General features: G+C 75.3%; 21 protein-coding genes. 16 read left to right on the top strand and 5 right to left on the bottom strand.

Annotation, left to right across the window (positions count from 1 at the left end; genetic code table 11):
• The 13 genes from ACI78U_RS06065 to hpf form a co-directional block, all read left to right on the top strand.
• On the top strand, window positions 1-106 hold a 106-nt coding region (locus ACI78U_RS06065), incomplete at its 5' end, for an integrase core domain-containing protein (protein WP_456874495.1).
• Between the two features lie 117 nt (window positions 107-223).
• Window positions 224-1,585: a phosphomannomutase/phosphoglucomutase gene (locus ACI78U_RS06070; RefSeq protein WP_456874384.1), complete on the top strand. Its 1,362-nt coding sequence runs from the start codon at window positions 224-226 to the stop codon at window positions 1,583-1,585.
• Complete coding sequence (locus ACI78U_RS06075) at window positions 1,582-1,791, top strand: Trm112 family protein (protein WP_456874385.1); 210 nt, start codon at window positions 1,582-1,584, stop codon at window positions 1,789-1,791. The genes ACI78U_RS06070 and ACI78U_RS06075 overlap by 4 nt, the downstream gene beginning before the upstream one ends.
• Window positions 1,788-2,930 carry an SIS domain-containing protein gene (locus ACI78U_RS06080; RefSeq protein ID WP_456874386.1) on the top strand — a complete coding sequence of 381 codons (1,143 nt, stop codon included), beginning with the start codon at window positions 1,788-1,790 and terminating at the stop codon, window positions 2,928-2,930. Before ACI78U_RS06075 ends, ACI78U_RS06080 begins: the two co-directional genes overlap by 4 nt.
• A 137-nt stretch (window positions 2,931-3,067) precedes the next feature.
• The gene (locus ACI78U_RS06085) at window positions 3,068-4,024 is read left to right on the top strand and encodes a DUF808 domain-containing protein (protein WP_456874387.1); all 957 of its coding nucleotides are present in this window, start codon (window positions 3,068-3,070) and stop codon (window positions 4,022-4,024) included.
• Between the two features lie 92 nt (window positions 4,025-4,116).
• Entirely contained in the window at window positions 4,117-5,292 is a 1,176-nt protein-coding gene (gene manA, locus ACI78U_RS06090) for a mannose-6-phosphate isomerase, class I (RefSeq protein WP_456874388.1), read from the top strand.
• 66 nt (window positions 5,293-5,358) lie between these two features.
• Complete coding sequence (locus tag ACI78U_RS06095; RefSeq protein WP_456874389.1) at window positions 5,359-6,198, top strand: HNH endonuclease family protein; 840 nt, start codon at window positions 5,359-5,361, stop codon at window positions 6,196-6,198.
• 121 nt (window positions 6,199-6,319) lie between these two features.
• Window positions 6,320-7,816, top strand: coding sequence for an adenosylhomocysteinase (ahcY, locus tag ACI78U_RS06100; protein ID WP_456874390.1), 1,497 nt, complete (start codon window positions 6,320-6,322; stop codon window positions 7,814-7,816).
• Between the two features lie 217 nt (window positions 7,817-8,033).
• Window positions 8,034-8,741 carry an MtrAB system response regulator MtrA gene (gene mtrA, locus ACI78U_RS06105; RefSeq protein ID WP_456874391.1) on the top strand — a complete coding sequence of 236 codons (708 nt, stop codon included), beginning with the start codon at window positions 8,034-8,036 and terminating at the stop codon, window positions 8,739-8,741.
• Between the two features lie 7 nt (window positions 8,742-8,748).
• Window positions 8,749-10,467: an MtrAB system histidine kinase MtrB gene (gene mtrB, locus ACI78U_RS06110; protein WP_456874392.1), complete on the top strand. Its 1,719-nt coding sequence runs from the start codon at window positions 8,749-8,751 to the stop codon at window positions 10,465-10,467.
• Complete coding sequence (locus tag ACI78U_RS06115; protein WP_456874393.1) at window positions 10,464-12,182, top strand: LpqB family beta-propeller domain-containing protein; 1,719 nt, start codon at window positions 10,464-10,466, stop codon at window positions 12,180-12,182. Before mtrB ends, ACI78U_RS06115 begins: the two co-directional genes overlap by 4 nt.
• Before the next feature lie 63 nt (window positions 12,183-12,245).
• Window positions 12,246-13,031 carry a ComF family protein gene (locus ACI78U_RS06120; RefSeq protein ID WP_456874394.1) on the top strand — a complete coding sequence of 262 codons (786 nt, stop codon included), beginning with the start codon at window positions 12,246-12,248 and terminating at the stop codon, window positions 13,029-13,031.
• 36 nt (window positions 13,032-13,067) lie between these two features.
• Entirely contained in the window at window positions 13,068-13,790 is a 723-nt protein-coding gene (gene hpf, locus ACI78U_RS06125) for a ribosome hibernation-promoting factor, HPF/YfiA family (protein ID WP_456874395.1), read from the top strand.
• A gap of 39 nt (window positions 13,791-13,829) precedes the next feature.
• Here hpf and ACI78U_RS06130 read toward each other — a convergent pair whose 3' ends face one another.
• Window positions 13,830-14,348: a GNAT family N-acetyltransferase gene (locus tag ACI78U_RS06130; protein ID WP_456874396.1), complete on the bottom strand. Its 519-nt coding sequence runs from the start codon at window positions 14,346-14,348 to the stop codon at window positions 13,830-13,832.
• A 112-nt stretch (window positions 14,349-14,460) separates the two neighbouring features.
• On the bottom strand, window positions 14,461-14,853 hold the full coding sequence (locus ACI78U_RS06135) for a pyridoxamine 5'-phosphate oxidase family protein (RefSeq protein ID WP_456874397.1): 393 nt from the start codon (window positions 14,851-14,853) through the stop codon (window positions 14,461-14,463).
• Window positions 14,854-14,895: 42 nt separating this feature from the next.
• On the opposite strand from ACI78U_RS06135, the gene ACI78U_RS06140 reads away from it, so the two are divergent.
• Together ACI78U_RS06140 and secA are read left to right on the top strand one after the other, a co-directional pair.
• Entirely contained in the window at window positions 14,896-15,597 is a 702-nt protein-coding gene (locus ACI78U_RS06140; RefSeq protein ID WP_456874398.1) for an SDR family NAD(P)-dependent oxidoreductase, read from the top strand.
• A gap of 71 nt (window positions 15,598-15,668) precedes the next feature.
• On the top strand, window positions 15,669-18,803 hold the full coding sequence (gene secA, locus ACI78U_RS06145; protein ID WP_456874399.1) for a preprotein translocase subunit SecA: 3,135 nt from the start codon (window positions 15,669-15,671) through the stop codon (window positions 18,801-18,803).
• A 62-nt stretch (window positions 18,804-18,865) separates the two neighbouring features.
• Here the strand turns inward: secA and ACI78U_RS06150 are convergent, their stop codons facing one another.
• Window positions 18,866-19,414, bottom strand: a complete 549-nt coding sequence (locus ACI78U_RS06150; RefSeq protein WP_456874400.1) for an Rv3235 family protein — start codon at window positions 19,412-19,414, stop codon at window positions 18,866-18,868.
• A gap of 73 nt (window positions 19,415-19,487) precedes the next feature.
• Complete coding sequence (locus ACI78U_RS06155; RefSeq protein WP_456874401.1) at window positions 19,488-20,210, bottom strand: hypothetical protein; 723 nt, start codon at window positions 20,208-20,210, stop codon at window positions 19,488-19,490.
• 82 nt (window positions 20,211-20,292) lie between these two features.
• On the opposite strand from ACI78U_RS06155, the gene ACI78U_RS06160 reads away from it, so the two are divergent.
• The gene (locus tag ACI78U_RS06160) at window positions 20,293-20,862 is read left to right on the top strand and encodes a hypothetical protein (protein ID WP_456874402.1); all 570 of its coding nucleotides are present in this window, start codon (window positions 20,293-20,295) and stop codon (window positions 20,860-20,862) included.
• Window positions 20,863-20,865: 3 nt separating this feature from the next.
• Here ACI78U_RS06160 and ACI78U_RS06165 read toward each other — a convergent pair whose 3' ends face one another.
• On the bottom strand, window positions 20,866-21,183 hold the full coding sequence (locus ACI78U_RS06165) for a helix-turn-helix domain-containing protein (protein WP_456874403.1): 318 nt from the start codon (window positions 21,181-21,183) through the stop codon (window positions 20,866-20,868).
• Window positions 21,184-21,226: the final 43 nt, after the last annotated feature.

A 21,226-nucleotide genomic window follows, 5' to 3' on the forward strand; every position in this document is an offset into this window, starting at 1 on the left:
TGACCAGCGCACCACCGCCCTGGACGCCTGGCTGGAGCACTACAACACTGCCCGCAGCCACTCCGCCCTCGGAGGCCACCCACCGATCAGCCGACTGGCCGCGTGAACAACCTGTCCGGTCACGACAACTAGCCGGACCTCCGGGGAGCCCGTCCCCGCGCGCGTCGATAAGGTCGGCCGGACCGGGGGACCAGCGCCCGGCCAGTCCAGGCGAGGGTGGGCAGTGGCGGGTCTGTCGTCGATCATCAAGGCCTACGACGTCCGGGGCGTGGTCCCCGACGAGTGGGACGAGGACGTCGCGCGGCGCATCGGCGCCGCGTTCGCCGAGTTCGTGGTGCGCGAGAGCGGCGCGACCACCGTCGTCACCGCCCACGACATGCGCCCCTCGTCGGTGCCGCTGTCCCGGGCCTTCGCCGCCGGTGTCCTCTCCCGCGGCGTCGACGTCGTCGAGGCGGGCCTGGGCTCCACCGACCTGCTGTACTTCGCCGCCGGGTCCCTCGACGTCCCGGGCGCGATGTTCACCGCCAGCCACAACCCCGCGCAGTACAACGGCATCAAGCTCTGCCGGGCCGGGGCCGCCCCGATCGGGCAGGAGTCGGGGCTGGTCACCATCCGCGAGTGGGCCGAGCGCGACGACTACGAGCGGACCCCCGACCGGGCCGGCGAGGTCACCTCCCGCGACGTGCTGCACGAGTACGCCGCGCACCTGCGCTCGCTGGTCGACCTCTCGACCATCCGGCCGCTGCGGATCGTCGTCGACGCCGGCAACGGCATGGGCGGGCACACCGTCCCGGTGGTCCTCGACGGGCTGCCGCTCGACGTCGTGCCGCTGTACTTCGAGCTCGACGGCACCTTCCCCAACCACGAGGCCAACCCGCTGGACCCGGCCAACCTGGTCGACCTGCAGGAGGCCGTCCGCCGGGAGGGCGCCGACATCGGCCTGGCCTTCGACGGCGACGCCGACCGGGTGTTCGTCGTCGACGAGCGCGGCGAGCCGGTGAGCCCGTCGGCGGTCACCGCGCTGGTCGCCGTCCGGGAGCTGGCCAAGGGCCGCGGCACGACGGTCATCCACAACCTGATCACCTCGCGCGCGGTGCCCGAGATCGTCCGCGAGCACGGCGGGCAGCCGGTGCGCACCCGCGTCGGGCACTCGTTCATCAAGGCCGAGATGGCCCGCACCGACGCCGTGTTCGGGGGCGAGCACTCCGCGCACTACTACTTCCGCGACTTCTGGCGCGCCGACACCGGCATGCTCGCCGCCATGCACGTGCTCGCCGCGCTCGGCGAGCAGAGCCGGCCGCTGTCCGAACTCACCGCCGCCTACAGCCGCTACGCCGCGTCGGGCGAGGTCAACTCCACCGTCGAGGACGCCGCCGGGCGCACCGCCGCCGTCCGGGAGGCGTTCGAGGGGGAGGGCGCGACCGTCGACGAGCTCGACGGGCTGACGATCGACCTCCCCGACGGCTCCTGGTTCAACCTGCGGGCGAGCAACACCGAGCCGCTGCTGCGGCTCAACGTCGAGGCGCCCGACCGGGCGCGGATGGAACAGCTGCGGGACCGAGTGCTGGAGATGGTGCGCGCATGACCGCTGGAGGCCCGCTCGGCCTGGACCCGGTGCTGCTGGGGATCCTCGCCTGCCCCGACACCCACCACAGCCCGCTCACCGTCGACGAGGCGGCCGGCGAGCTGGTCTGCGTGACCTGCGAGCGCGCCTACCCGGTGCGCGACGGCATCCCGGTGCTGCTGCTCGACGAGGCACGGCGCCGGGACGGCGGGACGGCGGCGCCGTGACCTCGCCGGAGCTGGCCGAGGAGGTCCTCGACGACCTCGACGTGCTGCGCGCCCGCGACCCGCGCGGCCTGCTGCCCGCCGTCGCCGGCGCCGGCGCGCAGGTCCGTGAGACCTCCCGGCTGGTCGACGAGGCGGAGCTGGAGCGGGTGACCGGCGGCGGGCGCCCGCGCGGTCTGGTCATCGTCGCCCGCCGGGAGGGCGCCGTCGCCGCGTCGGTCCTGCGCGCCCTGCTGGGGCCCTCGAGCCCGGTCACCGTCGACGTCGTCCCGGGTCCCGACCTGCCGGTGTGGACCGGGCCCACCGACATCGCCGTCGTCGCCACCCGCACCGGCGCCGGCCGGTACGCGGTGACGCCGGCGTACGAGGCCGCCCGCCGGGGCGTGAGCCTGCTCGGCATCGGCGCCGAGGACGCCCCGCTGCGGGCGGCCTGCTCCACGGCGCGGATGCCCTACGTGCCGCTGCCGCGCTCGCGGGTCCGGCACACCACGCTGTGGTCGCTGCTGACGCCGCTGCTCCGGCTGGCCGGCGAGCTCGGGCTGGTCCGGGACGAGGTGGCCGACCCCCAGGCGATCGCCGCCGCGCTCGACGAGATCGCCGTCGAGTGCGGGCCGGCGCGGGAGTCCTTCGTCAACCCGGCCAAGACCCTCGCCCTCGAGCTGCTCGACGCCTTCCCGGTCATCGCCGCCGAGGGACCGCTGGCCGGCACCGTCGCCGAGCGCTTCGCCGACCAGCTCGCCACGCTCGCGGGCCTGCCCAGCACCGGGTTCCGGCTGCCCGACCAGCGGGTGGCCGCCTGCGCCGTCCTCGGTGGCCCGCTGGCCGCCGGTGACCCCGACGACTTCTTCCGCGACCGCGCCGAGGACACCGGCCGGCGGCTGCGGCTGCTCACCGTCCGCGACACCGACGCCGCGCTCCACGACGGCGCGGGGGAGCGGGAGCCGCGATCGGCGCAGGAGGCGATGGCCGAGGTGCTGCGCACCGCTGCGAGCGGCAACGTCCCGGTCAGCGGCCTGGCCGAGCACGGGGAGCCCGACCGCCACGGCCGGCTGCCCCGCCTGGCGCGGCAGCTCGCGGTCGCCGACTTCAGCGCCGTCTACCTCGCCCTGGCGCTGGACCAGGAGCGGGCGCTGCGCCGGTGAGCCGCGCGTTCCCGGTCCCGCGGCGTTCGATCGCGTTCCGGTGGGTACCGGCACCCGGGGGTGCGCCGGCGCTGCGGCCGGACGGACCCTCACGACCGTGACAGCACACGAGTGCTGACCGACTGGAAGGACCTCCCGTGGCCGGTGGACTCGTAGCCCTCTTCGACGACGTGGCGCTGCTCGCCCGCACCGCCGCCGCCTCCATCGACGACGTGGGGGCCGCGGCCGGGCGGGCCAGCGTGAAGGCCGCCGGCGTCGTCGTCGACGACACCGCCGTCACGCCGCAGTACGTGCGCGGGATCGCCGCCGAGCGGGAGGTGCCGATCATCCGGCGCATCGCCCTCGGGTCGCTGCGCAACAAGCTGCTGATCATCCTCCCGGCGATCCTGCTGCTCAGCCAGTTCCTGCCCTGGCTGCTCACCCCGATCCTCATGATCGGCGGTGCCTACCTCTGCTACGAGGGCGCCGAGAAGATCTGGCACCGGCTCAAGGGCGGCCACGACGACCACGGCTCGGCGGAGGAGGCGATGCCCGACGAGGACACCGTCGTCCGCGGCGCCGTGCGCACCGACTTCATCCTGTCGGCGGAGATCATGGTCATCGCGCTCAACGAGGTGGCCGGCGAGGGCTTCTGGTCGCGGGCGGTCATCCTCGCCGTCGTCGGGCTGCTCATCACCGTCGTCGTCTACGGCGTCGTCGCGCTGATCGTGAAGATGGACGACGCCGGGCTGCGGCTGTCGCAGTCGGGGAAGAAGGGCGTGGCCGGGCTCGGCCGCGGCCTGGTCAAGGGGATGCCGAAGCTGCTCAGCGCGCTGACGGTGATCGGGACCGTCGCGATGCTGTGGGTCGGCGGCCACATCCTGCTCGTCGGCAGCGAGGAGCTCGGGCTGCACGCGGTGTACGACGTCGTCCACCACTGGGAGGAGGCGGCGCACGAGGCCACCGGGGCGCTCGGCGGCGTCGTGGGGTGGCTGGTCAACACCGGGGCCAGCGCGGTCATCGGGCTCGTCGTCGGTGCGCTGATCGTGCTCGTCCTCAGCCTCACCCTGCACCGGCGCAAGGACCCCGCCGCGAGCGGGACGACGACGCACTGACGTCGTCCTGACGGAGCCGCCCTGCCCTCTGCGGGGGGCAGCCGCGCTCGGGCGGTGCATCCCGACCGGACCCGCCAGTAGCCTCCACGCCGATGTGGCAGCTCACCAGCGCGGTCCGGCACTACCCGTGGGGTAGCCGCACCGTCATCCCCGAACTGCTCGGCCGGCCCAGCCCCGCCGAGCAACCCTGCGCCGAGCTCTGGATGGGCGCGCACCCCGACCAGCCGAGCGTGCTCGCCGACGGCCGGCCGCTCGACGCCGCGATCACCGCCGACCCCGAGCGGCTGCTCGGGCCGGCGGTCGTGGAGCGCTTCGGCGCCCGGCTGCCGTTCCTGCTCAAGGTGCTGGCCGCCGACGCCCCGCTGTCGCTGCAGGCGCACCCCACGATGGCGCAGGCGCGCGCCGGCTACACCGCCGAGGAGGCCGCGGGGGTCCCGAAGGACGACCCGACGCGGACGTTCAAGGACCCGTGGCACAAGCCGGAACTGCTGCTCGCCCTGACCACCTTCGAGGCGCTGTGCGGCTTCCGGCCGGTCGAGGAGTCGCTGCACTGCCTGGCCAAGCTCCAGCTGCCCGAGCTCAAACCGACGATCGCCGCGCTCGCCCGTGGCGGGCTGCAGTCGGCCATCCCGCAGCTGCTGGCGCTGTCGGGCAAGCGGCGCACCCACCTCGTCGACGTGGTGGCGGAGCGGGCCGCCGGGTTCGTCGCCGCTCACGACCCCGAGTTCATCAACACCTACCGCTGGGCCACCACGCTCGCCGAGGCCTACCCCGGCGACCCCGGCGTGGTCATCTCGCTGATGTGCAACCACCTCAAACTGGCCCCGGGTGAGGCGGTCTTCCTGCCCGCCGGGAACCTCCACGCCTACCTCTCCGGAGCCGGCGTGGAGGTCATGGCCAGCTCCGACAACGTGCTGCGCGGCGGGCTGACCGACAAGCACGTCGACCTGGCCGCGCTGATCGAGGTCCTGGACTTCTCCGACGGCAAGATCCCGGTCCTGCACCCCGTGCTCGGCCCGGGCGGCCTGCGCTACCCGGTCCCGGTCGACGACTTCGACCTCACCCACTGCCAGCTCGACGACCTCACCGGGTCGCTGGGCACCCGCGGTCCCCAGGTCCTGCTGTGCACCGAGGGCCGTGCGGTCCTGACCGGGGCCGACGGCGAGGTGGTCCTCGAGCGCGGGCAGTCGGCGTTCGTGCCCGCCGGTGCCCCGGTCACCGCCCGCGGCCCGGCGGTGCTCTACCGGGCGACGACGAACCTGCGCTGAACCGGGAGGAACCCACGCGGGCGTGTCGCCGCCGGGACCGCGGGGGCGGCGGACGTAGCGTCGGTCGTGCTCACCCGGTCCTCCCGGCGGGCGGTCCTGGCGCTCGGGGTCGCGGCCGTGCTCGCGTCCGGCTGCGACGCCGTCGAGGCACCCGCGGCGCCCGTCCCGTCCGCCGGCACCGCCCTGGCCGAGCTCGAGCAGATCGAGGTCCGCGGCCGGGCGCCCCGCACCGGCTACGACCGCGACGAGTTCGGTGACGCCTGGGCCGACACCGACCGCAACGGCTGCGACACCCGCAACGACGTGCTAGCCCGCGACCTCACCGGCGAGGTGTTCCGACCGGGCAGCGACTGCGTCGTCGTCTCCGGGACGCTCCAAGACCCCTATTCCGACGCCACCATCGAGTTCCGCCGCGGCGAGGGCACCAGCGAGGCGGTGCAGATCGACCACGTCGTCGCGCTGTCGGACGCCTGGCAGAAGGGCGCGCAGCAGTGGGACGACGCCCGCCGCACCGAGTTCGCCAACGACCCGCTCAACCTGCTCGCCGTCGACGGGCCGCTCAACCAGGCCAAGGGCGACTCCGACGCGGCCACCTGGCTGCCGCCGGCCCGCGGCTACCGCTGCGCCTACGTCGCCCGCCAGGTCGCGGTCAAGCGCGCCTACGGGCTGTGGATGACCGCCGCCGAACGCGACGCGGTGGCCACCGTGCTCCGGGGCTGCCCCGACGAGCCGCTGCCCGGCAGCACCCCGCTGCCGGCCCAGCAGACCCCGCCGGCCCCCGACCCCGGGCCGTACCCCGACTGCGCGGCCGTCCGCGCCGCGGGTGCCGCGCCGATCCGCACGGGCGACCCCGGCTGGAACCCCGACCTGGACGGCGACGGCGACGGCGTCGGCTGCGAGTCCTGAGCCGCTCCCCGGCCGGCGTTATGCTGGTCGACGGCACGAGCCCCGCCGAAGCCTCGGCATGCTCGCTCACCTCAGCGACCCCGAGTCCCCGCCGCGGCGGGGGCGTCGACCCTGGAGCGACATGACCGCCACCACCGGCACCCGCGCCCTGACCACCCCCGACGGCGAGACCGACTTCAAGGTCGCCGATCTCTCCCTGGCCCCGTTCGGCCGCAAGGAGATCCAGCTCGCCGAGCACGAGATGCCCGGTCTCATGGCGCTGCGCGCCGAGTACGGCGACGCCCAGCCGCTGGCCGGCGCCCGGATCGCCGGCTCGCTGCACATGACCGTGCAGACCGCCGTCCTCATCGAGACCCTCGTCGCGCTCGGCGCCGACGTCCGCTGGGTCTCCTGCAACATCTTCTCCACCCAGGACCACGCCGCCGCCGCGATCGTGGTCGGGCAGGGCACCGCCGAGCAGCCCGCGGGCGTGCCCGTCTTCGCCTGGAAGGGCGAGACGCTGGAGGAGTACTGGTGGTGCACCCAGCGCCTGTTCGAGTTCCGGAACGAGAACGGCGACGTCGTCGGCCCGAACATGCTGCTCGACGACGGCGGCGACGCCACCCTGCTGGTGCACCTGGGCACCCGCTTCGAGACCGACGGCGCCGTCCCGGACACCACCGAGGCCGACTCCGAGGAGTACGGCGTCATCCTCGACGCCCTGCGTGGCACGCTGGCGCAGGACGGGCAGTACTGGACCCGCATCGGCCAGGGCATCCGCGGCGTCACCGAGGAGACCACGACCGGCGTCATGCGCCTCTACGAGCTGGCCCGTGAGGGCCGGCTGCTGTTCCCGGCGATCAACGTCAACGACTCGGTCACCAAGAGCAAGTTCGACAACCTCTACGGCTGCCGGCACTCCCTCATCGACGGCCTCAACCGGGCCACCGACGTGATGATCGGCGGCAAGGTGGCCGTGGTCTGCGGCTACGGCGACGTCGGCAAGGGCTGCGCGGAGTCGCTGCGCGGCCAGGGCGCCCGCGTGATCGTCACCGAGATCGACCCGATCAACGCCCTGCAGGCGGCGATGCACGGCTTCGAGGTGACCACGCTCGACGAGGTCATCGGCAGGGCCGACATCGTCATCACCGCCACCGGCAACCGCGACATCATCACCGCCGAGCAGCTCGGGCGGACCAAGCACCAGGCGATCATCGGCAACATCGGCCACTTCGACAACGAGATCGACATCGCCGGCCTGGCCCGCACGCCGGGCATCGAGCGGACCACGATCAAGCCGCAGGTCGACGAGTGGCGGTTCCCCGACGGCCACACCGTCATCGTGCTCTCCGAGGGCCGGCTGCTGAACCTGGGCAACGCCACCGGGCACCCCAGCTTCGTCATGAGCGCCTCGTTCTCCAACCAGGTGCTCGCCCAGATCGAGCTGTGGGGCAACCGCGCGGCCTACGAGGGCAGGGAGCCCTCGGTCACCGTGCTGCCCAAGAAGCTCGACGAGCACGTGGCGCGGCTGCACCTCGACGCCCTCGGCGTGAAGCTCACCGACCTCACCAAGGTGCAGGCCGACTACATCGGCGTCCCGGTCGAGGGGCCCTACAAGAGCGACCACTACCGCTACTGAGCGGACCCCTGCGCCCCCGCTCGACCCGGGCCCGTGGGGCGTCCTCCCTCACCGTGGGGCGTCCTCCCGCACGGTGGGACGTGAGGGAGGACGCTCGATGATCAGGTCACCTGATCCCGGCCCGACCCCGGTGACACCCGGGGCGGATGGTGGCGCCGGACCGGTCGTGTCGGTCCGGCGCCACCGTGATCCGGCCGTGACGTCGCAGAATGGTCGCGTGCCTCCGACCGCAGCGAACACCGGGCCCAGTCGCGGCCGCGTCCTGGTCGTCGACGACGACGCCGCCCTCGCCGAGATGCTCGGCATCGTGCTGCGGCGCGAGGGCTACGACCCCGCCTTCGTCTCCGACGGCAACCGTGCGCTGTCGGTGTTCCAGCAGACCCGGCCCGACATCGTCCTGCTCGACCTGATGCTGCCCGGCCGCAACGGCCTGCAGATCGCCCAGGACATCCGGGCCCAGTCCACCGTCCCGATCGTCATGCTCACCGCCAAGGGCGACACCATCGACGTCGTCCAGGGCCTCGAGGCCGGCGCCGACGACTACGTCACCAAGCCGTTCAAGCCGGTGGAGCTCGTCGCCCGCGTGCGCGCCCAGCTGCGCCGCGGCGAGACCGGGCAGGCCGAGACGCTGGCCATCGGGGACGTGCAGATCGACGTCCCCGCTCACCAGGTGACCCGGGACGGCCAGCCGATCGCGCTCACCCCGCTGGAGTTCGACCTGCTGGTGGCCCTGGCCCGCAAGCCGCGCCAGGTGTTCACCCGCGAACTGCTGCTGGAGCAGGTGTGGGGCTACCGGCACGCCGCCGACACCCGGCTGGTCAACGTCCACGTGCAGCGGCTGCGCGCGAAGATCGAGCGCGACCCCGAGAAGCCCGAGATCGTGCTGACCGTGCGCGGGGTGGGCTACAAGGCCGGCCCGCCGTGATGCGGCAGTGAGCACGACCGAGCGGGCCGCTCCCCCCGAGGGCGACGCCGAGGTGCCCGCCCCGCCGGCCGCGCCGGCGCGGCGGCTGCCCCGCGACCTGCCCACGCTGCGCCGCGGGGTGCGCCGGCGGGCCGGCCGGGCTCGCCGGGCGGGGCGTGCGTTGCTGGCCGCTGCGCTGTCGGCCTGGCGGTCGTCGCTGCACGTCCGCATCGGCGCGATCACGATGGTGGTGGCCGGCACGGTCGTCGTCATCGTCAGCCTGGTGCTGTTCAGCCAGATCCGCACGCAGCTGCTCACCGTCAAGCAGCAGGCCGCGGTCGACCAGGTGCAGTCGGGCGTCTTCTACGCGCAGACCGAGGTGGTCGGCATCGCCGCCGGCGACGCGGCCAGCGTGCGCACCGCGCTGGACCGCACGGTGCAGCAGCTGCTCACCCGGGGCGGGTCGGCCGGCGACTTCGACGTCGTCATGGTGTACCGGACCGGCGACACCGAGCGGCCGCCGGCGGTCAGCCGGCAGGGCATCTACCCGGCGCTGCCCGACGGGCTGCGCGCCGACGTCCGCGGCGGCGGGCAGTCCTACCAGTACTGGCCGGTCCCCAACGACTCCGGCGAGCCCCGGCCGACGCTGCTGGTGGGGTCGCCGGTCCCCGGCGGCGCCTCGTCGGCGGGGCAGATCGAGCTCTACTACGCCTTCCCCCTCGACCAGGAGGAGGAGACGCTCTCGCTGATCCGCAGCACCGTGGCGATCAGCGGCATCGCGCTCACCCTGTTCGTCGCCGGCATCGGCGTGCTGGTCACCCGGCTGGTGGTCGACCCGGTGCGCCGCGCCGCCGGCATCGCCCAGCGGCTGGCCGAGGGGCAGCTCGAGGAACGGATGGCCGTCCGCGGCGAGGACGACCTGGCCCGGCTGGCCACCAGCTTCAACGCCATGGCCGACAGCCTGCAGCGCCAGATCACCCAGCTCGAGGCCCTCTCCCAGCTGCAGCAGCGGTTCACCTCCGACGTCAGCCACGAGTTGCGCACCCCGCTGACGACGGTGCAGATGGCCGCCGAGGTCCTGCACGAGTCGCGCGGTGACTTCCGGCCGCACGTGGCCCGCTCGGCGGAGCTGCTGCACGAGGAGCTCGACCGGTTCGAGCGGCTGCTGTCGGACCTCCTGGAGATCAGCCGCTACGACGCCGGCGCCGCCGTCCTGGACTGGGCGCCCACCGACCTCGGCGTGCTCGTCGGGCGGGTGACCGACGGCATGTCCGCGCTCGCGGAGCGGCACGGCTGCGACCTGCAGGTGACCTGCCCGCCGGACCCGGTGATCGCCGAGGTCGACGCCCGCCGCGTCGAGCGGGTGCTGCGCAACCTCGTGGGCAACGCCATCGAGCACGGCACCGGCCGGCCGGTCGAGGTGACGCTGGCGGCCAACCGGACGGCGGCCGCGGTGACCGTCCGCGACCACGGCGTGGGCCTGTCCTCGGCGGACGCCCAGCACGTGTTCGACCGGTTCTGGCGGGCCGACCCCTCCCGCGTGCGCACCGTCGGCGGCAGCGGCCTGGGCCTGTCGATCAGCCTGGAGGACGCCCGGCTGCACGGCGGCTGGCTGCAGGTGTGGGGCCAGCCCGGGCTCGGCGCGCAGTTCCGGCTCACCGTCCCGCTCAGCGCCGGTGCCGACCTGACCAGCTCGCCGCTGCCGCTGCGGCCGACGATCGTGCGCCGACCGGCGGTGCCGCGGTGAGGCGGCGCCCGGCCGCCGTGGCCGCACTCGTGCTGGGGCTGCTCACCGCCTGCTCGACCGTGCCCAGCGCCTCGGCGCCGGTGCAGATCACCGAGGCACCGGCCCGGCCGGCCGGCGAGGTGGGCATCGAGCCGCTCGGCCCGGCCCCGGACGCGCCCCGGGAGGAGATCGTCCGCGGGTTCGTCGACGCCGCGGCCAGCAACCTGCAGCGGCACCCGGTCGCCCGCGACCACCTGACCCCCGACGCCGCGGCCGCCTGGTCCGACGAGTCGGGCATCACCCTGGTCGGCGCCGACTACGCCACCGTCACCACCGACGCCGGCACCGTCGTCATGACCGGGGACCTCGTCGGCGCCATCGACCCCCGCGGGGTGTTCACCGCGGCCGCCGCGGGCGAGGTGTTCACCCACGAGTTCACCCTCGCCGAGGTCGGCGGCCAGTGGCGGATCAGCAACCCGCCCGACGGGCTGGTCATGCTCGTGCCGGACTTCGAGCGGCTCTACGACGACCTCGCCGCCTACTTCGTCGACCGGACGGGGCAGCGGATGGTGCCCGACCCGCGCTACCTGCTCGGCGGCGAGGCGCAGCCGACCACCCTGGTCCAGCGGCTGATCGACGGCCCGTCGCCGACGCTGGCCGCCGGCGTCGACAACCCCCTCACCGGCGTCACCCTCACCCGGGCGGTGACCGTCAGCGGGGCCACCGCCACCGTCGACCTCGCCGGGCTCGGCGACGTGGCACCGGCGCAGGTGTCCCAGCTGTGCGCCCAGCTGGTCTGGACCCTCGACCAGCTCGACGGGATCAGCTCGGTCGAGATCACCGCCGGTGGCGACCCGCTGCCCCTCGACGGTCTCCCGGCCGTCCAGCGCACCGACGACTGGGCCGCCTTCAGCCCCGAGTCCGTCCCCGCCGACGCCGTCGGCCACTACCTCGACGCCGGCCGGCTGATGACCGTCGACGGCCAGCCGGTGGCCGGGCCGGCCGGCTCGGACCAGTACGCCCTGTCCGCGGCCGCGGTGTGGGCGGACCCGCGGACCAGCGCGCTGACCGACATGGTCGGCGTCTCGGTCAACGGGGCGACGGCGACCCTGCTGGCCGGGCGGTACGGCCAGGACCTCGCGCCGGTGCTGCCGGCGAGCCGGCTGTCGGCGCCGACGGTGGCCGCGACCCGCCCGGAGTTCTGGGTGATCCGCGACGAGACCACCGTGGTGCGGGTGCCCGCGGGCGGCTCGCCGCAGCCGGTCAACGCCCCGACGCTGTCCGGGCAGGGCCGGGCGACGGCGCTGGAGCTCTCGCCCGACGGGGTGCGCGCCGCCGTCGTCGTCAGCCGGGGGGACGGCTCGGCGCTGCTCGTCGGCACCGTCGTGCGCTCCGACGACGGGCCGGTCGCGCTGCGCGACCTGCGCGAGATCGCCCCCTCGCTCAACGCGGTCACCGACGTCGCCTGGCGGACCTCCGGCAGCCTGATGGTGCTCGCCTCCGACGGCGGGGAGGACGGCGTGGTGCCCTACGTCGTCGGCGTCGACGGGTGGGGCCTGGACGAGGAGCCCACCGCAGGCCTGCCCAGCCAGCCCACCGCCCTGGCCGCCGCCCCCGGGCAGCGGCCGCTGGTGAGCGCCGGCGGCTCGGTGTGGGAGCTGTCGGGCGGCACCTGGGTGACCCTCGTCCGCGGGCAGCAGCCGGTGCCGGGCACCGAGCCGTTCTACCCGGTGTAGGGCCGCGTCCACAGGTCGGGCGGGGACGGCCCGCGGGCTCCCCGGACGCGGCAGGATGCGGCGGTGCGTGCCCTCGCGGCGGCCCTCGCCGACCTCGTGCTGCCGCGCACCTGTGCCGGCTGCGGCGTTCCGGGGCCGGTGCTCTGCGGGCGCTGCACGGGTCTGCTGACCCGGCCGCGGGAGGCCGCGCCGCGGCGGGTGCCGTGGGGCATGCCGCCGACGGTGGCCGCCGGCGCCTACGCCGGGCCGGTGCGCCCGGCGGTGGTCGCCTTCAAGGAGCGCGGCCGGGCGGAGCTGGCCGGCCCGCTCGGCGCCGCGCTCGCGCTGGCCGTCGGCGTGCACGCCGCGCTGCTCCCCGGCCGGCCGGTGCTGCTCGTGCCGGTCCCGCCGACCCGGGCGGCGCTGCGGGCACGCGGCCGCGACCACGTCCGCGAGCTCGCCGTCGCCGCGGTCGCGGAGCTGCGGGCGGCCGGCGTCGACGCGCGGCCGGCGCGGCTGCTCGCGCGCACCGGCCGGGTGCGCGACTCGGCCGGGCTGGACGTCGCCCAGCGGCGGGCCAACCTGGCCGGGACGTTCACCGCCCGGGCGGGCGCGGTGCCGCCGGGGTCGCTGCTGGTGGTCGTCGACGACGTCGTGACCAGCGGTGCGACCCTCACCGAGGCGGCCGTGACCCTGGCCGCGACCCGTCCGGACGGCGCCGCGCCGGTGCTCGCCGCCGTGGTCGCCGCGACCCCGCGCCCGGGCCCCGGAGCCGTTCCCGTTCCGGCACCGGCGGGGTCCCCGCACGCCGTCCGGAGCCCGTCCGGCGGTCGTCTCGATCGACTGTCCGGCCCCTCGGACAGGGACTAGCGTGGCATCGGTCACACCCCATGACCGGGAGGTCTGATGGAGATCGTGGTCCGTGGCCGCAACGTCGAGGTGCCCGAGCACTATCGGCAGCACGTGGAGGACAAGGTCGGCCAGCTCGAGAGGTTCGACGGCAAGCTGTCCCGCATCGACGTCGAGTTGTTCCACGAGAAGAACCCTCGCCAGTCCGCCAACTGCCAGCGGGTGGAGATCACCCTCCGTGGCAAGGGACCGGTGGTCCGCGCCGAGGCCAGTGCGCCGGACTTCTACGCCGCGCTCGACCTGAGCTGCGCCAAGCTCGACAACCGGCTGCGCCGGGCCAACGACCGCCGGCGCGTGCACCACGGCCGCCGGACGCCGCCCAGCGTCCGCGTCACGAGTGCGCCCGAGGCCGCACCGCTGCAGACACCGGCGGTGGGCATCCCCGACCTCGCACAGCTCCCCGGATCACAGGTCGACGCCGAACCACCCGAGACCGACGCCGAGGAGCACCTGCCGGGGCGGATCGTCCGCGAGAAGCACCACCCCGCCGTCCCGATGACCGTCGACCAGGCCCTGCTCGAGATGGAGCTCGTGGGGCACGACTTCTTCCTGTTCCACTGTGCCGACACCGGCCGGCCGACGGTCGTCTACCGGCGGCACGCCTTCGACTACGGCCTCATCCGGCTGGTCGACCCGCCCGTCGGGCAGGCCGGCACCGCCGCGTCTGCGTCCGCCGCCGCCACGCCCGCCGCCACCGAGCCCGCGGCCGTCCCGCGCTGACACCGGCGGGGGCCCGGCACGTCCGCCGGGCCCCCGCCCTCACCCCTCGGCCACCCGGCCGAACAGGACGGCGTCGCCGCGGGTGCCGTCGGCGTGGTCCAGGCACCGCCGGACGACGCCCTCCTCCGCGAACCCCGCCCGCCGCGCCACCGCCTGCGACGGCTCGTTGGCCACGTCGGTGAACAGGTGCACCCGCGCCGCCCCGCGGGACAGCGCCCAGACGGCCAGCCCCGCGGCCGCCTCGGCCGCGTAGCCCCGCCGACGCGCCCACGGGGCGATCCAGTAGCCGATCTCCGGGCCCAGGCGGCCGCCGGTCAGGTGGTGCATCCCGCACGCCCCGACGAACGCGCCGTCGGCCTCGATCGCGCAGCCGAGGTCGGTCCCGGCGGCCCGGCCGGCGGGCGCGGTGCGCAGCACGAAGTCCGCGGCCGAGTCGCGGGTGTAGGGGGAGGGCAGCGCGGTCAGCCAGCGCCGGGTCTCGGCGTCCTGGCAGGCCCGGAACACCGGGTCCACGTCGTCCTCCCGCATCGGCCGCAGCAGGAGGCGCTCGGTACGCACCACCTCGGCGGTCAGGTCGACGCCGGTCAGCGAAAGGACCCCGTCCCTCTCATCGCTCGCACGCTCGCGACGAGCCTCCGGACGGGGCCGAGAAGCAGTCATGCTCTGATGGTCACGCGTTGCCCAGCACGCGGTCGACCGAGATCTCGAGGACCACCCGCGCGGGGTTCTCCCGGGGTGCGCGGTAGCGCCGGGCGTAGCGCGCCTCGGCGTCGGCCACCGACGCGGGGTCGTCGCGCACCACCGCCGTGCCCTCGAGGGTCAGCCACCGGCGGCCGTCGACCTGGCAGACGGCCACGCGTGGCTGCCCGCCGCGCACGTGCCGGGCCTTGGCCGACCCGCCGGAGGTGATCACCCGCGCGGTGGCGGTGCCGGGATCGAAGGTGACGCCGACCGGCACGACGTGCGGGCTGCCGTCGGCGCGCAACGTGGTGAGCGTGGCCAGGTGCCGCTCGGTCAGGAAGGCCAGCAGTTCCGGCGCGAGATCGTGCGGGTCGTGGGCCACGGGGAGAGGTTAGGTCGCCGTCGCGGCGGGCACCGGCCGCGCGTGGAGCTGACGGGGGCGCGGGTGCTGGTGGCCGGCGCGACGGGCGTGCTCGGCGGGGAGCTGGCGCGGGCCGTGGCGGGGGCCGGTGCTCGGGTGGCGCTGACCGGCCGCGACGACGGGCGGTTGCAGGCGCTGGCCGCGGAGCTCGGCGGGGCGCCCGCGCTCGCCGCGGACGCGGTCGACGTCGACGCCGTCCGGACCGCGGTCGAGCACGCCGCGGACGCCCTCGGCGGCCTCGACGCCGTCGTCGTCGCGTGGGGCGTGGTGGCCTTCGGTCCCGCCGCCGACGCCGACGACGCGGTCACCGAGGAGCTGTTCGCCGTCAACACGCTGGCGCCGATGAGCCTGGTGCGGGCCGCGCTGCCGCACCTGGCCGACGGCGGGGCGCTGGTCCTGCTCTCGGCGATCGTGGCCGACGCGCCGACCCTGGGCATGGCGGAGTACTCGGCGAGCAAGGCGGCCCTGTCGGCGTGGGCCGCGGTGCTGCGCCGCGAGCTGCGCGGCCGGTCGATCGCGGTCCTCGACGTCCGGCCCCCGCACGTCGACACCGGCCTGGTCGACCGGGCCCTGGCCGGGACGCCGCCGCGGCTGTCCGCCGGGCACGACCGCGACGAGGTGGTGCGGGCGGTGCTCGACGGGCTGCGGCAGGGAGCCCGCGAGGTCGTCCTCGACCAGCGGGAACGGCGGCTCGTGGTGCGCTGACCACCCCCGCCGCCGCGGCAGGGTACGTGCGGCGTCCCCGGCACGCCGGGTGGGCCGCCTACGCTGGACCCGTGGTGTTCTCGAGGATCCTCCGTGCCGGTGAGGGAAAGCTCGTCCGTCGACTGGAGCGGATCGCCGACGCGATCGACCTGCTCGCCGACGACGTCGCGGACCTGACCGACGCCGAGCTGCGCGCCAAGACCGACGAGTTCAAGCAGCGTCTGGACGACGGCGAGACCCTCGACCAGCTGCTGCCGGAGGCCTTCGCCGTCGTCCGGGAGGCCGCCACCCGGACGCTGGGCCAGCGGCACTTCCGGGTGCAGCTCATGGGCGGCGCCGCGCTGCACCTGGGCAACATCGCCGAGATGCGCACCGGCGAGGGCAAGACCCTGACCGGCGTGCTGCCGGCCTACCTCAACGCGCTCACCGGCGAGGGCGTGCACGTGGTCACGGTCAACGACTACCTGGCCAAGCGCGACGCCGAGTGGATGGGCCGGGTGCACCGCTTCCTCGGCCTGAGCGTGGGCACGATCCTGTCCGGCGAGAAGCCGGCGCACCGCCGCGAGCAGTACGCCTGCGACATCACCTACGGCACGAACAACGAGTTCGGCTTCGACTACCTGCGCGACAACATGGCCTGGGCCAAGGCCGACCTGGTCCAGCGCGGCCACCACTACGCGATCGTCGACGAGGTCGACTCGATCCTCATCGACGAGGCCCGCACCCCGCTGATCATCAGCGGCCCCGCCGAGTCGGCCGGCAAGTGGTACGTCGAGTTCGCGCGGATCGTCCCGCTGATGAAGCGCGACGTGCACTACGAGGTGGAGGAGGCCAAGCGCACGGTCGCCGTCACCGAGGAGGGCGTGGAGTTCGTCGAGGACCAGCTCGGCATCGACAACCTCTACGAGGCGGTCAACACCCCGCTCATCGGCTACCTGAACAACGCGCTGAAGGCCAAGGAGCTCTTCCACCGCGACCAGCAGTACATCGTCAGCAACGGCGAGGTGCTCATCGTCGACGAGTTCACCGGCCGCGTGCTGGCCGGCCGGCGCTACAACGAGGGCATGCACCAGGCCATCGAGGCCAAGGAGAAGGTACAGATCAAGGACGAGAACCAGACGCTCGCCACGATCACCCTGCAGAACTACTTCCGGCTCTACGAGAAGCTCTCCGGGATGACCGGCACGGCCCAGACCGAGGCGGCCGAGCTCTCCCAGACCTACAAGCTCGGCGTCGTCCCGATCCCGACCAACCGGCCGATGGTCCGCGAGGACCGCTCCGACGTCATCTACAAGACCGAGTCGGCCAAGTTCGACGCGGTCATCGACGACATCGCCGAGCGCCACGAGGCCGGGCAGCCGGTGCTCGTGGGCACCGCCAGCGTCGAGAAGTCCGAGATCCTGTCGAAGCTGCTGCTGCGCCGCGGCATCCCGCACGAGGTCCTCAACGCCAAGAACCACGCGCGGGAGGCGGCGATCGTCGCCCAGGCCGGCCGGCTCGGCGCGGTCACCGTGGCCACCAACATGGCCGGCCGCGGCACCGACATCCAGCTCGGCGGCAACCCCGAGTTCATCGCCGACGAGGCGCTGCGGGCCCGCGGGCTCTCGCCGTCGGAGACCCCCGACGAGTACGAGGCCGCCTGGGACGAGGCGCTGGCCGCCGCCAAGGACCAGGTGAAGGCCGAGCACGAGGAGGTCACCGAGGCCGGCGGCCTCTACGTGCTGGGCACCGAGCGGCACGAGAGCCGCCGCATCGACAACCAGCTGCGCGGCCGCTCGGGCCGGCAGGGCGACCCGGGGGAGTCGCGGTTCTACCTCTCCCTCGGCGACGACCTGATGCGCCGCTTCAACGGCCCGATGCTCGAGTCGATGATGACCACGCTGCGGGTCCCCGACGACCAGCCGATCGAGTCGAAGATGGTCACCCGGGCCATCCGCTCGGCGCAGACGCAGGTCGAGCAGCAGAACTTCGAGGTCCGCAAGGACGTCCTCAAGTACGACGAGGTCCTCAACCGGCAGCGCACCGTCATCTACGACGAGCGCCGCAAGGTCCTCGACGGCGAGGACCTGCACGAGCAGGTCCAGCACATGCTCGACGACGTCGTCGGCGCCTACGTCGACGGTGCGACCGAGACCGGCTACGCCGAGGACTGGGACCTCGAGCAGCTGTGGACCGGCCTGCGGTCGCTCTACCCGGTGGGCCTGCAGCTGGCGGAGCTGCTCGACCGGGTCGCCGACGGCGAGCAGTCCGCGCTGACGGCCGAGACGCTCAAGAGCGAGCTCCTCGACGACGTCCACCGCGCCTACGAGGAGCGCGAGGCGGCGCTGGGCTCGGAGGTCATGCGGGAGCTCGAGCGGCGGGTGTTGTTGAGCGTGCTCGACCGCAAGTGGCGCGAGCACCTCTACGAGATGGACTACCTGCGGGCCGGCATCCACCTGCGGGCGATGGCCAACCGCGATCCGGTCGTGGAGTACCAGCGCGAGGGCTACGACATGTTCTCCGCGATGCTCGACGGCATCAAGGAGGAGTCGGTCGGCTTCCTGTTCAACCTCGAGGTCAAGACCAAGGAGCAGCAGGAAGCCGAGGCGCGGGCCCAGCAGGCCGAGGCCGAGGCCCGGGCGCTGGCCGCCGCGCAGGAGGGCACCGCCCGGGTGCTCGCCCGGCAGCGGGCCGCGCAGGAGGCCGCCGTCCGGGAGGCCGCCGCCCGCGAGGCCGCCGCGCAGGCCGCCGCAGCCCCGGCTCCGGCCGAGGCCCCGGCTCCGGCCGAGGCCCCGGCTCCGGCCGAGGCCCCGGCTCCGACCGACGGGGACGGCGCCGCTCCGGCCCCGGCCGCTCCGGTGTCGGTGTCCAAGCCGGCGGCCAAGCCCGCCGCCCGCCGCTCGACCGGTGCCCCGGCGGGCCGGCCGGGCGCGCGCACCGGCGGCCGGCACGCGGCGCCGACGACGCCGGCCGCTCCGGCCGACGAGACGCCGTCGCCGTCGGGCACCGGCCCGCAGCTGGCGGTCAAGGGTCTCGACGAGCCGCGGCGGCAGGAGAACCTGAGCTACTCGGCGCCCTCGCTCGACGCCTCTCCCAAGGAGAGCGGCCCCGCGAAGGCGGCCAAGACCGCGACGGTCACCGGCACCAAGGAGCCCGCCCGCAACGCGCCCTGCCCGTGCGGGTCGGGCAAGAAGTACAAGGTCTGCCACGGAGCAGCCGGCCGCTGAGGAAGGACCCCGTCCCTCCGGCGCCCCGTCGACCCGCGTGGTCGGCGGGGCGCCGTCGTTCGTCAGCCGATCGAGAGTGCGGTGCACCGCCAGCGCCCGTCGACGCCCTCGAGCCGGGCGGCGACCGCGTGCGCCCGACCTGAGCGGCGCGCCACCGCGCTGATCTCGGCCACGCCGTCGACCGGCTCGCAGACGTGCACCGGCCCCAGCAGCAGCGGCGCGGTGCCGCCGGTGCACCACGCCGGACGCCGTCCGGTGGCCAGCGCGCCGTGCACGCCGGGCGCGGTGAGCCGCTGCACCTGCGACAGCGGCCGCCTGCCGGCCAGCGCCTCCAGCACCGTGGTGAACAGCAGCCGGCCCGCCGCGCGCGGATCCGGTAGGTCCGCCCGGACCGACCAGGCGGGGCCGAACAGGTCCGGCCGCCGGCCGCCGTCGGGGACCGGGCGCGGGCCGGGCCGGTGCGGCGGGCGCGGCGGCGGGGTGCTGGGGTCGACCAGCGCGACGGCCGGCCCCTGCAGCGGCGGGTGCAGCGCGGGGACGATCGTCAGGCGGGGCGGGCGGCCGGTGCCGGGCGGGGTCTGCGGCGCGGTGGTCTGCGGAGGGGCGGTCACGGGGGCTCCCGGGGTCGGGTCGGTGGCGGTCGGCTCGGGCCGGGGGAGCGGCCGTGGGAGGGCGGTGCCGCGGTCAGGTCGGCGGGCGCAGGACCTGTCCGGGCAGCAGGAGGTCGGGGTCGTCGCCGATCACGGCGGCGTTGGCCCGCCACCAGCCGTGGACGGCGCCGGCCACCTCGGCGTCGGTCGGCTCCCGGCCGGTGCGGGCGCGGAGATCGGCCTCGGCGATCGACCACAGGCACTCGCCGCGGAGCACGACGTGGTCGCCGGGCGCCGGCGCCGGCCAGTCGGGGACGGCGGCCGCCGGCCAGTCGGGGACGGCGGCCGCCGGCGCCGGCCCCGACGCGGCGGCGGGTGCGGACGAGGCCGGTGGCCAGTCCGGCACGGTCGCGGCCTGCACGGCGGCCGCGGGGGCGACCGGTGGAGCGGACACCGTCGTCGTGCAGCCGGTGAGCGCGGGCGCTGCGACCAGGCCGACGCCGAGGGCCAGGGCGGCCGCGCGCCGGGCCGAGGCGGGCAGCAGGTGGCGGAGCACGGCCCCGGCGACCGCACCGGCCAGGCCCGGCAGCGCCGACAGCGCGGTGAGGACCAGGCCGAGGGCGCCCCACGCCCAGACCAGCCAGGCGGCGGCGGCGACCGCGGCGAGCAGCAGGGTCTCGGGGCCGGCGGTGTCGGCGATGCGCTGGGGATCGAACTCGACCGCGGTCAGCGCGGCGAGGTCGGGCGTGAGCACCCGCAGGACGGCCGCCATCCCGGCCATCGCCGCCGTCGTGGCGACGAGTCGGCTCCCTGACATGTGCCCTCCTCCGTGCGATCGCAGCACTAAAGCAACCAAACGCGTGCAAACGCAAGAGTCAGTGTGGATCTAGGCTCCGGGCATGCGCTGGCAGCAGCTGTTCGCCGACCTGCAGGCGGAGTTCGACGAGGCCTCCGCGGCCGAGGAGCGGGCCGAGCTGCCCTCCCGGTCACGGGCGGAGACGGCCGCGGTCCGGCTGGCGGAGCGGCTGGGTGGTGCGGTGGGCGAGCGGGTGTCCCTGCGCTGCCGGGGCGCCGGCGAGGTCGTCGGCCGGCTCGGTGAGGTGGGCCCGGACTGGGCGCTGCTCACCGACGACGCCGGCCGTGAGGTGCTGGTGGCCCTGCCGGCCGTCGTCGCGGTGTCCGGGCTGGTGCGCTCGACCGCGGCGGCCGGGCCGGTCTCCCCGGTGCGGGCGGCGCTGGACCTGCGCCGGGCGCTGCGCGGACTGGCGCGCGACCGCAGCGCGGTGGCCGTCGTCCTCGACGACGGCGGGGTGCTGACCGGGACGGTCGACCGGGTCGGGGCCGACTTCGTCGAGCTGGCCGAGCACGCACCCGACGAGTTCCGGCGGTCGGGCGCCGTGCGGTCGGTCCGGGCGGCGGTGCTGGGCGCGGTGGCGGTGGTGCGGACGCTGGCCCCCGGCGCCCCCTGAGGGTCAGCCGCGCGAGCGACGTCCGCGGGCGGGCGCGGCCGCGGCCGGGGTGTCGGCCGGCGTGCCGGTCCCCGTGTGCGCCGGTGCCGCGGGGGCCTCCGGGGCGAGCTCGTCGGCGGTCGGGACGGCGCCGGCGCGGGCCTCGGCGTACTTCTGCTGGATGAACCGCTCGAGCTCGTCGGTCTCCACCCGCCACTGGCCGCGGCCACCGATCTGGATGGCGATCAGCTCACGGCGGCGTACGAGCGCGTAGGCCTGCGACCACGAGACGTTGAGGATCTCGGCGACGTCGTCGAGGGTCAGGAAGCGCGGTGTGGGCATGGCTCTCCGTCCGGTCGCCCGCCAGTCTGTCAGGAACGCGCTC

It is taken from the genome of Geodermatophilus sp. SYSU D00710 (genome assembly GCF_054050195.1).